Origin of the sequence: Methylobacterium ajmalii (assembly GCF_016613415.1) — a bacterium.
Classification (GTDB): Bacteria; Pseudomonadota; Alphaproteobacteria; order Rhizobiales; family Beijerinckiaceae; genus Methylobacterium; species Methylobacterium ajmalii.
On sequence record NZ_JACWCT010000049.1, the window covers coordinates 20639 to 31929 of the forward strand.

At 69.1% G+C, this 11291-nt stretch carries 6 protein-coding genes and 1 pseudogene; 5 read left to right on the plus strand and 2 right to left on the minus strand.

What is annotated here, in order from left to right; translation table 11 throughout:
• The first annotated feature begins 22 nt into the window (after positions 1 to 22).
• The 5 genes and pseudogenes from HPY23_RS09055 to lpdA all read left to right on the plus strand — a co-directional run bounded on the left by HPY23_RS09055 (position 23) and on the right by lpdA (position 7889).
• The gene (locus HPY23_RS09055; protein WP_091881824.1) at positions 23 to 1003 is read left to right on the plus strand and encodes a LysR family transcriptional regulator; all 981 of its coding nucleotides are present in this window, start codon (positions 23 to 25) and stop codon (positions 1001 to 1003) included.
• A 206-nt stretch (positions 1004 to 1209) separates the two neighbouring features.
• Positions 1210 to 1497 carry a DUF6489 family protein gene (locus HPY23_RS09060; RefSeq protein WP_060847099.1) on the plus strand — a complete coding sequence of 96 codons (288 nt, stop codon included), beginning with the start codon at positions 1210 to 1212 and terminating at the stop codon, positions 1495 to 1497.
• A 230-nt stretch (positions 1498 to 1727) separates the two neighbouring features.
• Complete coding sequence (gene aceE / locus HPY23_RS09065) at positions 1728 to 4385, plus strand: pyruvate dehydrogenase (acetyl-transferring), homodimeric type (RefSeq protein WP_091881820.1); 2658 nt, start codon at positions 1728 to 1730, stop codon at positions 4383 to 4385.
• A 336-nt stretch (positions 4386 to 4721) separates the two neighbouring features.
• Positions 4722 to 6035: pseudogene (gene aceF / locus HPY23_RS09070) on the plus strand (dihydrolipoyllysine-residue acetyltransferase); the annotation flags it as partial.
• Positions 6036 to 6059: 24 nt separating this feature from the next.
• The gene (gene lpdA, locus HPY23_RS09075) at positions 6060 to 7889 is read left to right on the plus strand and encodes a dihydrolipoyl dehydrogenase (protein WP_091881814.1); all 1830 of its coding nucleotides are present in this window, start codon (positions 6060 to 6062) and stop codon (positions 7887 to 7889) included.
• A 198-nt stretch (positions 7890 to 8087) separates the two neighbouring features.
• Here lpdA and gltA read toward each other — a convergent pair whose 3' ends face one another.
• Complete coding sequence (gene gltA, locus HPY23_RS09080; RefSeq protein WP_048427695.1) at positions 8088 to 9380, minus strand: citrate synthase; 1293 nt, start codon at positions 9378 to 9380, stop codon at positions 8088 to 8090.
• A 242-nt stretch (positions 9381 to 9622) separates the two neighbouring features.
• Positions 9623 to 11041: a glutamate--tRNA ligase gene (gltX, locus tag HPY23_RS09085; protein ID WP_060847095.1), complete on the minus strand. Its 1419-nt coding sequence runs from the start codon at positions 11039 to 11041 to the stop codon at positions 9623 to 9625.
• Positions 11042 to 11291 lie beyond the last annotated feature (250 nt).

Sequence of the window (11291 nt, forward strand, 5' to 3'; positions counted from 1 at the left end):
CCCATCGTTTCCGGACGCGCCCATGCCGCTGCCCGATTTCGAGGCCTGGGCGATCTTCGCCCGGGTGGCGCAGACCGCCTCGTTCTCCCGCGCCGCCACCGAGCTCGGCCTGTCCAAGGCCACGGTGTCGAAGGCGGTGAGCCGGCTCGAGCGCCGCCTCGGCGCCGCCCTCCTGCACCGCACGTCGCGGCGGCTCGCCCTCACCGAGGCCGGGCGCCTCGCCCTCGACGGCGCCGCCCGCATCCTGGCGGCCGGCGAGTCGGCGGAGGCCGAGGCGATGGCGCAATCCGCCTCGCCACGGGGCCTGGTGCGGATGGCGGCCCCGATGTCGTTCGGCCTCGCCCACGTCGCGCCGCTCCTGCCCGACTTCCTCGCCGCGCATCCGGAGGTCGCGGTCGACCTGCACTTGAGCGACGCGCAGGTCGACCTCGTCGGCGACGGCTTCGACCTCGGGCTGCGCATCGCGGCGCTCGCCGATTCGAGCCTGCGCCTGCGCCGCCTCTGCGCCGTCGGCCGCTCGCTGGTGGCGGCCCCCGCCTATCTCGACCGGGCCGGGAGGCCGGCGCATCCGCGCGACCTCGCCGGCCATGCCTGCCTCGGCTACGCCTACCTGCCGAACCCGGAGCGCTGGCACTTCCGCGACGCGGCCGGCACCGAGGCGACGGTGACGCCGGCCGGGCGGCTGCGGGCGAACAACGCCGATGCGCTCACGCCGGCTTTGCGCGCCGGGCTGGGGCTCGCGGTGCAGCCGGATTTCCTGGTCTGGGACGACCTGCGCACCGGGCGGCTCGAACGGGTGATGCCGGACTGGTCGCCGCCGCCGGTCGGGCTCAACCTCCTGATGCCGCCGGGCGCGGCCCGCCCGGCCCGCGTCACCGCCCTGGTGACGTTCCTCGAGCGCCGGCTCGCCGCGGCACCCTGGGCGAGCGAGGCGGGCCGCGGCGAGACCGGGACGAGCGGGATGACGGCAAGCGGGACCGGTGACAGAATCATCGGCGCGTAACAATGCGGCTTTACAAGGCCGCCGGAATGGCCGAGGGGGCGCATACGACCTTCGTCGTAGGAGGCTGTCGGCCGCGCGAGGCGCGGCAGCGATGCTGCGTGCTAGACTAGACCCTTGATTTCAAGGCATTTTTTTCGCCTCGCCCGGTTCCCAGCCGCAGCAAAAGGTGCTCTAAGCTCGATCGGGGACCGAGAGGAAAGACAACAATGAAGTTCCGCGTCGAGGTCGATTGCACCCCGGTCGAGGCCCGCCAGTTCGTTGGTCTTCCCAACGTCGAGCCGCTGCAGGCGGCGGTGATGGCCGAGGTCGAACGGCGCATGATGGCCGAGATGGACCGCTTCTCGCCCGACGCGATCATGCGCAGCTGGTTCACGGTCTTTCCCCAGAACGCGGATCAGATGCAGACCATGTTCCTCAAGATGTTCCAGCAGGGTTTCGGTGGCACCGCGTCGCCGCCGGCCAAGTCGGACTCTCGCCCCAAATCGGAAGCCTGAGAACCGGGCCCTCGCGTTTCGGTCTCGTGATTTCGCCGGACTGGAGGCGGTTCCGGATTTTCGCACTGCAGCAATACGCAAGGTGCGGATGATCGGAACCCGCCTCTCCATCAGGTAAGCTAAACCCTTGCAATGCCAGACGAGTTGCGAAAGCATGGCGGTGGCACGAAGAATGCTGACGCCTGCGGCAGCTCGACTCGCCGATCGAGTATGACCTTAGGGAGGACAACGTGGAACGCAGTCGCGATCTCGACCCGGTCGAGACCCAGGAGTGGCTCGACTCGCTCGACGGCGTGCTGGAGGTCGAGGGCCCGGACCGGGCGCACTTCCTCATCGAGCAGGTCATCGAGGGCGCCCGCAAGAAGGGTGCGCCCGTCCCCTACTCGGCGAACACCGCCTATGTGAACACGATCCCGGTCGACAAGCAGCCCCCCCATCCGGGTGACAGGGCGATCGAGCACCGCATCCGCTCGGCGATCCGCTGGAACGCCATCGCGATCATCCTGCGCAACAACAAGGACTCGTCGGAGCTGGGCGGCCACATCGCCAGCTTCCAGTCCGCCGCGACCCTGTACGACACCGGCTTCATGCATTTCTGGCACGGGGCCGAGGGGGAGCGCGGCGGCGACCTGATCTACGTCCAGGGCCATTCCTCGCCGGGCATCTACGCCCGCGCCTACCTGGAAGGCCGCCTGACCGAGGAGCAGATGCTGAGCTTCCGCCAGGAAGTCGGCGGCAAGGGCCTCTCGTCCTATCCGCATCCCTGGCTGATGCCGGACTTCTGGCAGTTCCCGACCGTCTCGATGGGCCTCGGCCCCCTGATGGCGATCTACCAGGCGCGCTACCTGCGCTACCTGCACCATCGCGGCCTCGCCAACACCGACGGCCGCAAGGTGTGGGCGTTCATGGGCGACGGCGAGATGGACGAGCCGGAGTCGCTCGGCGCGATCTCGCTCGCCTCGCGCGAGAAGCTCGACAACCTGGTCTTCGTCATCAACTGCAACCTGCAGCGCCTCGACGGCCCGGTGCGCGGCAACGGCAAGATCGTCCAGGAACTGGAGGCCAACTTCCGCGGCGCCGGCTGGAACGTTATCAAGGTGCTGTGGGGCTCGGGCTGGGACCAGCTGCTCGCCCGCGACACCACCGGCATGCTGGCGCGCCTGATGGAGGAGTGCGTCGACGGCGAGTACCAGGACTTCAAGTCGAAGAACGGCGCCTACATCCGCGAGCACTTCTTCGGGAAGTACCCCGAGACCGCCGCGCTGGTGAAGGACTGGAGCGACGACGACATCTGGCGGCTCACCCGCGGCGGCCACGATCCGAGCAAGGTGTTCGCCGCCTACGACGCGGCCGTGAAGCACAAGGGCCAGCCGACCCTCATCCTCGCCAAGACCGTCAAGGGCTACGGCATGGGCGAGGCGGGCGAAGCGCAGAACATCACCCATCAGCAGAAGAAGATGGGCGAGGCGGTGCTCAAGCAGTTCCGCGACCGCTTCGGCATCGACCTCAACGACGAGCAGATCGCCGAGATCCCGTTCATCCGCTTCCCCGAGGGGTCGCCGGAGCACACCTACCTGATGGAGCGCCGCAAGGCGCTCGGCGGTCCGCTGCCGGCCCGGCGCGCGAAGTCGCAGGCGCTGCAGATCCCGCCGCTCGACGCCTTCTCGGCCCAGCTGAAGGAGACCGCGGGCCGCGAGATCTCCACCACCATGGCGTTCGTGCGGGTGCTCAACACCCTGCTGCGCGACAAGAACATCGGCAACCGCATCGTGCCGATCGTGCCCGACGAGAGCCGGACCTTCGGCATGGAGGGCATGTTCCGTCAGTTCGGCATCTTCAGCCAGGTCGGCCAGCTCTACCGGCCGGAAGACGCCAACCAGCTGATGTACTACCGCGAGGACGAGAAGGGCCAGATGCTCCAGGAGGGCATCAACGAGGCCGGCGCGATGTCGTCCTGGATCGCGGCCGCGACCTCGTACTCGCATTCCGACGCGCCGACGATCCCGTTCTACATCTACTACTCGATGTTCGGGTTCCAGCGCATCGGCGACCTCGCCTGGGCCGCCGGCGACATGCGCGCCCGCGGCTTCATGATCGGCGGCACCGCCGGCCGCACGACCCTGAACGGCGAGGGCCTGCAGCACGAGGACGGCCACAGCCACCTGATCTCGGCCACGATCCCGAACTGCGTCTCCTACGACCCGACCTTCTCGTACGAGGTGGCGGTGATCGTGCAGGACGGCCTGCGCCGGATGTATGCCGAGCAGGAGGACGTGTTCTACTACATCACGGTGATGAACGAGAACTACGAGCATCCCGGCATGCCCGAAGGGGCCGAGGCCGGGATCCTCAAGGGGATGTACCTGTTCCGCGAAGGCAAGGCGGGTGCGGCGAACCGGGTGCAGCTGATGGGCTCGGGCACGATCCTGCGCGAGGTCATCGCCGGGGCCGAGCTGCTGGAGCAGGATTTCGGCATCGCCGCCGACATCTGGTCCTGCCCGAGCTTCACCGAACTGCGCCGCGAGGCGATGGCGGTGGAGCGCTGGAACATGCTCCACCCGACCGAGACGCAGAAGACGAGCTACGTCGAGACCTGCCTGTCGAGCCGTCAGGGCCCGGTGATCGCGGCGACCGACTACATGCGTCTCTTCGCCGACCAGATCCGCCCCTACGTGCCGGGCCGCTACAAGGTGCTCGGCACCGACGGCTTCGGCCGCTCGGATTACCGGGTGCGCCTGCGCGAGTTCTTCGAGGTCAACCGCTACTGGGTCGCCGTCGCGGCGCTCAAGAGCTTGGCCGAGGAGGGCGCCGTGCCGGCCGCCAAGGTCGCCGAGGCGATCGCCAAGTACGGGCTGAACCCGGAGAAGCCGGCCCCCTGGACGGTCTGAGCCCTCACGGCTGCGAGGTCGCCCATCTCGGACATCCTATCGGGGTCACATCTCTCCTCTAAGTGCTAACCCCTTCTGAAGATACGCGCTTTCCCTCCCCCTCGTGGGGAGGGGTCAGGGGTGGGGGTGGTGCCGCGCAGAGCTATGCGGTGCCTCCTGAACCACCCCCACCTCCAACTCCTCCCCACAACGGGGGGAGAGGTGCGCGCTTTCCAGGGGAAGAAAGCGATCAGACCGAGTTGTGGGAATGCGATAGGGGATGCCCGGGCGAGGGCTGCCTCGTGCGTCGGGAATTTCATCTTCGTAAAGACGTATTAAGCAAATCAATCGGGAGAGTGCGCAGTGTCGATCGAGGTCAAGATCCCGGATATCGGTGATTTCAAGAACATCCCGATCATCGAGATCCTGGTGAAGGAGGGCGACACCATCGGGGCCGAGGACCCGATCGTCTCGCTCGAATCCGACAAGGCGACGATGGAGGTCCCCTCCCCGTCGGCCGGCGTGATCGAGAAGATCCTGGTCAAGGTCGGCGACACGGTGAGCGAGGGCAGCCCGGTCCTGCTGCTGAAGGGCGAGTCCGAGGAGAAGGCGCCGGCCGCCGCGGCCGCCGCGACCCCGTCCGCCGGTGCGGCCCCCGCCGCCGACACCGCCGCCCTGATGCCCAAGCAGGAGCCGGATCCGGCCAAGCCCGCCGCTCCCCCGGTCGCCGCCCCGGCTTCCTCGGCCCCGGATTTCTCGAACGTCCATGCCAGCCCCGCCGTGCGGCGGCTCGCCCGCGAGCTCGGCGTCGACCTCAACGGCATCAAGGGCTCGGGCGAGAAGGGCCGGATCACCAAGGAGGACGTGAAGGGCTCGCTGGTCCGCTCCGCCGCCCCCGCCGCGGCTCCCGCCGGCGCGGTGGCCACCGGCAGCATGGGCATCCCGGAGATCCCGGCAGTCGACTTCTCGAAGTTCGGCCCGACCGAGGTGAAGCCGCTGCCGCGGATCAAGAAGATCTCCGGCCCGCACCTGCACCGCGCCTGGCTCAACGTGCCGCTCGTCACCCATTCGGACGAGTCGGACATCACCGAGACCGACGCCTACCGCAAGGAGCTCGACACCGCCGGCAAGGACAAGGGCTACCGCGTCACCCTGCTGTCGTTCCTGATCAAGGCCGCGGTCTCGGCGCTGCGCCAGCACCCGGAGTTCAACTCGTCGCTGAGCCCCGAGAAGGACGCGCTGATCCTCAAGAAGTACTACAACATCGGCGTCGCCGTCGACACGCCGGACGGCCTCGTCGTCCCGGTGGTCAAGGATGCCGACCGCAAGGGCATCGTCGAGATCAGCCAGGAACTCGGCTCGCTGTCGAAGAAGGCCCGCGACGGCAAGCTCGGCGGCGGCGACATGCAGGGCGCCACCTTCACGATCTCGTCGCTCGGCGGCATCGGCGGCACCGGCTTCACGCCGCTCGTCAACGCCCCCGAGGTCGCGATCCTGGGCGTCGTGCGCTCCAAGATGGCCCCGGTGTGGAACGGCTCCGAGTTCAAGCCGCGGCTGATGCTGCCGCTCTCGGTCTCCTACGACCACCGCGTGATCGACGGCGCGCTGGCCGCGCGCTTCACCCGCCACCTCGCCCACGTCCTCGAGGACGTCCGGCGCCTCGTCGTCTGACGAACCACGCAGCGAGGTGATCCGATGAGCAACGAAGTCCGTCTGCCGGATATCGGCGACTTCAAGAACGTCCCGGTGATCGAGGTGCTGGTCAAGGCCGGCGACACGATCGCGGTCGACGACACCATCGTCGTCCTGGAATCCGACAAGGCGACCATGGACGTCCCCTCCTCCGTGGCCGGCACGGTCAAGGAGGTGAAGATCAAGCCGGGTGACGCGGTCACGCAGGGCGATCTTCTCCTGGTGCTGGAGGGTGCCGCCGCTGCAGCCCCGGCGAAGCCCGCTGTCGCCGAGAAGGCGGCCCCGGCGGCCTCCGCCGGCGGCTCGCCGCTCGCGGCGGGCGCGGGCCAGGCGGGCTACGGCTCGCCCGCCACCGCCGGCGGCCAGGGCGCCTCCACGGCCCCGGCCCCGAAGGGCGCCGCCCCGGTCTCCGGCGAGGAGATGCGGGCCGAGGTGCTGGTGCTCGGCGCCGGCCCCGGCGGCTACACGGCGGCGTTCCGCGCCGCCGATCTCGGCAAGAAGGTCGTGTTGGTCGAGCGCTGGCCGAGCCTCGGCGGCGTCTGCCTCAACGTCGGCTGCATCCCCTCGAAGGCGCTGCTCCACGCCGCCAAGGTGATCGACGAGAGCCAGGCGATGGCCTCGCACGGGATCAGCTTCGCGGCACCCCAGATCGACATCGATCAGCTGCGCAGCTGGAAGGAGGGCGTGGTCAAGCGCCTGACCGGCGGCCTCGGGGGGCTGGCCAAGCAGCGCAAGGTGACGGTGGTCATCGGCACCGCCCGCTTCGTCAGCCCGCACCAGATCGAGGTCGAGCACGAGGGCACCAAGAAGATCATCGGCTTCGACAACGCCGTCATCGCGGCCGGCTCCGAGCCGATCAAGATGCCGTTCATCCCCCACGACGACCCGCGGGTGATCGACTCGACCGGCGCGCTGGAGCTCGACGGGGTGCCCAAGCGCCTGCTGGTCATCGGCGGCGGCATCATCGGCCTCGAGATGGCGACGGTCTACCACGCGCTCGGGTCCAAGGTGACCATCGTCGAGCTGATGGACCAGATCATCCCGGGCGCCGACAAGGACATCGTCACCCCGCTCTTCAAGCGGATCTCGAAGCAGTACGAGGCGATCCACCTCAAGGCCAAGGTCACGGCCGTCGAGGCGCTGCCCGAGGGCCTCAAGGTGACGTTCGAGGGCGGCTCGGCGCCGGCCACCGACACCTTCGACAAGATCCTGGTCTCGGTCGGCCGCCGTCCCAACGGCAAGCTGATCGGCGCCGAGGCCGCCGGCGTCGCGGTGGACGAGCGGGGCTTCATCCCGGTCGACAAGCAGATGCGCACCACCGCAGCCCACATCTTCGCCATCGGCGACGTGGTCGGCCAGCCGATGCTCGCCCACAAGGCGGTGCACGAGGGCAAGGTCGCGGCGGAAGCGGCCGCCGGCAAGAACTCGTTCTTCGACGCCAAGGTGATCCCGTCGGTGGCCTACACCGATCCGGAGGTGGCCTGGGTCGGCCTGTCCGAGACCGAGGCCAAGGCCAAGGGCATCAAGGTCGGCAAGGGCGTGTTTCCCTGGGCGGCGAGCGGCCGCTCGCTGTCGCTCGGGCGCGACGAGGGCCTGACCAAGGTGCTGTTCGACGAGGAATCGAACCGCATCGTCGGCTGCGGCATCGTCGGCCCCTCGGCCGGCGACCTGATCGCCGAGGCTGCGCTCGCCATCGAGATGGGGGCGGATGCCGAGGATATCGGGATGACCATCCACCCGCACCCGACCCTGTCGGAGACGGTCGGCATGGCGGCCGAAGCCTTCGAGGGCACGATCACCGACCTCTACATGCCGAAGAAGAAGGCGCATTGAGGCGACGACCGTGATGCGGGGGCGGCGGCATCGTCGCCCCCGCAGGCCCTCTGGACACGGCAGGGCGCGATGGTCCCCTCCCGTGTGGGAGGGGAGGCCCAACGCCAGATCCGCCAAGAAGAACCGGACGCAAAAAGATACGGGCGGCACTCGCGTGCCGCCCGTATCTTTTTACCGGGGCGCCTGGCGCGGAGGACGTCAGCCGCGCTGGGCGGTCGTCACGTAGTCGCGCTTCGGGGCGCCGGTGTAGAGCTGGCGCGGACGGCCGATCTTCTGGGACGGGTCCTCGATCATCTCGGCCCACTGGCTGATCCAGCCGACGGTGCGGGCGAGCGCGAACAGCACCGTGAACATCGAGGTCGGGAAGCCCATCGCCTTGAGCGTGATGCCCGAGTAGAAGTCGATGTTCGGGTAGAGCTTCTTCTCGATGAAGTACTCGTCCTTGAGGGCGATCTGCTCCAGCTCCATCGCGACGTCGAGCAGCGGATCGTCCTTGATGCCGAGCTCGCTCAGCACCTCGTGCGTGGTCTTCTGCATGATGCGGGCGCGCGGGTCGTAGTTCTTGTAGACCCGGTGACCGAAGCCCATCAGACGGAACGGATCGTTCTTGTCCTTGGCCTTGGCGACGTACTCGCCGACGCGCTCGGGGGTGCCGATCTCGGCCAGCATCTTCAGCGCCGCCTCGTTGGCGCCGCCATGGGCGGGGCCCCACAGGCAGGCGATGCCGGCGGCGATGCAGGCGAAGGGGTTGGCGCCCGAGGAGCCGGCCAGACGCACCGTCGAGGTCGAAGCGTTCTGCTCGTGGTCGGCGTGCAGGATGAAGATCCTGTCGAGCGCCCGCGACAGCACGGGGTTCGGCTGGTACTCCTCGCACGGAACCGCGAAGCACATCCGCAGGAAGTTCGAGGTGTAGTCGAGGTCGTTCTTCGGGTACACGAACGGCTGTCCGATCGAGTACTTGTAGGCCATGGCCGCGAGGGTCGGCATCTTGGCGATCATGCGCATGGAGGCGACCATGCGCTGCTTCTCGTCCGTGATGTCGGTCGAGTCGTGATAGAACGCCGAGAGCGCACCGACGCAGGCCACCATCACCGCCATCGGGTGGGCGTCGCGGCGGAAGCCCTGGAAGAAGCGGTTCATCTGGTCATGCACCATGGTGTGGCGCGTGACGCGGTAGTCGAAATCGGCCTTCTGGGCCGCGGTCGGCAGCTCGCCGTACAGCAGCAGGTAGCAGGTCTCGAGGAAGTCGCCGTGCTCGGCCAGCTGCTCGATCGGGTAACCGCGATAGAGGAGCACGCCCTCGTCACCGTCGATATAGGTGATCTTGGACTCGCAGGACGCCGTCGAGGTGAAGCCCGGGTCGTAGGTGAACTGCCCGGTCTGCGCGTAGAGCTTGCTGATGTCGACGACACCCGGGCCGACCGTGCCGGCCTTGGTGGGCAGCTCGATCGTGCGACCGTTCACCGTGAGGGTGCTGGTGGGGAGGCTCATGGGGTTGCGGACCCTTTCCATCAACGTGACCGAGCGTCGGAGCCTCGACCGCGGCGCCCGGGGGCAGGCGGCGACTTTGCTGCGGGTGCTCACTCGCCGTCCGGGTTAGCGGATCACCGCACCGGCATCAACCGCACGCCCCCGCCCGGATGACAGAATTCAGATTCTGTTCAGAGGTCGTCGGGTCGGGCCGGAGAATCCCCCGGGAGCCGGGCTCGCGGGGGACTCGGCCTGGTTGCGCCTCAGGCGGCCTGCTCGCGCAGGCGCTCCAGGCTCTCCTGGCGGCCGAGCACCGCCATCACGTCGAACAGCGGCGGCGAGGTCGCCCGGCCGGTCAGCGCGGCGCGCAGGGGCTGGGCGACCTGCCCGAGCTTGACCCCGGCGCTCTCCGCGAACTGCCGCACCGCACCCTCGGTCGAGGCGGCGGACCACTCGGTCAGCGCCTCGAGGTGCGGCAGCGCCCCGGCGAGCCGCTCGCGCCCGCCGTTGCCGAGGAGGCCCGAGGCCTTCTCGTCGAGGGCGAGCGGCCGCGGCGCGTAGAGGTAGTAGGCGCTGTCGACGAGCTCGATCAGGGTCTTGGCCCGCTCCTTCAGCCCCGGCATCGCGGCGATGAATTTTTCGCGGATCTCCGGGGCCAGCGGCGCGGAGAGGCCCCAGCGCTGTCCTTGCGTCGGCAGGATCGCCTCGATCGCCTCGACCAGCGCCTCGTTCGAGGACGAGCGGATGTAGTGCCCGTTCAGGTTCTCGAGCTTGGCGAAGTCGAACCGGGCCGGCGAGCGCCCGACCTGGGCGAGGTCGAAGGCCGCGACCATCTCCTCGGTGGAGAAGATCTCCTGGTCGCCGTGGCTCCAGCCGAGGCGCACGAGGTAGTTGCGGAGCGCCGCCGGCAGGTAGCCGAGGTCGCGATAGGCATCGACCCCGAGCGCGCCGTGGCGCTTGGAGAGCTTGGCTCCGTCCGGCCCGTGGATCAGCGGGATGTGCGACATGTTCGGCACGTCCCAGCCCAGCGCCTGGTAGATCTGGGTCTGGCGCGCGCCGTTGGTCAGGTGGTCGTCGCCGCGGATGATGTGGGTCACGCCCATGTCGTGGTCGTCCACCACCACGGCCAGCATGTAGGTCGGCGTGCCGTCCGAGCGCAGCAGGACGAGGTCGTCGAGGTCCTTGTTCTGCCAGACCACCCGGCCCTGCACCGCGTCCTCGACCACGGTCTCGCCGTCGGTCGGCGCGCGCAGGCGAATGACCGGCTTGACGCCGGCCGGCGCCTCGGACGGATCGCGGTCGCGCCAGCGGCCGTCGTAGCGGATCGGCCGGCCCTCGCGACGCGCGCTCTCGCGCATCTCGGTCAGCTCCTCGGGCGTGGCGTAGCAGTGATAGGCCCGACCCGTTGCGAGCAGGCCCTCGGCCACCTCCCGGTGCCGGCCTGCCCGGGCGAACTGGTAGACTACGTCGCCGTCCCAATCGAGGCCGAGCCAGGCCAGCCCGTCGAGGATCGCGTCGATGGCGCCCTGCGTCGAGCGCTCGCGGTCGGTGTCCTCGATGCGCAGCAGCATCCGGCCGCCGTGCCGGCGCGCGTAGAGCCAGTTGAACAAAGCCGTGCGACCCCCGCCGATGTGGAGGAAGCCCGTGGGCGACGGGGCAAAGCGGGTGACGACGGAGGACATGCGCTTCGAGAACCGGGGTGAGAGCGAAAAAAACGATGTGGCCGGGGCCGTCGGGGCAGGGTCGGGCGAGTCGACCCGCCGGCGCCGGGTCCTGTAGCATGCGCGAGACGAGCCGTTAAGAAACCGTCATCGGGGCCGGGCTCGCGCCCGGGGCCCGGGGGAGCGGCGGTTGCGCGCAGCCTCGTCGGGGCGGGGCGATGGCGGGTCCGGGCGCAGGAACGGGGATCGTGGCACGCGCCGCCGGCGCGCT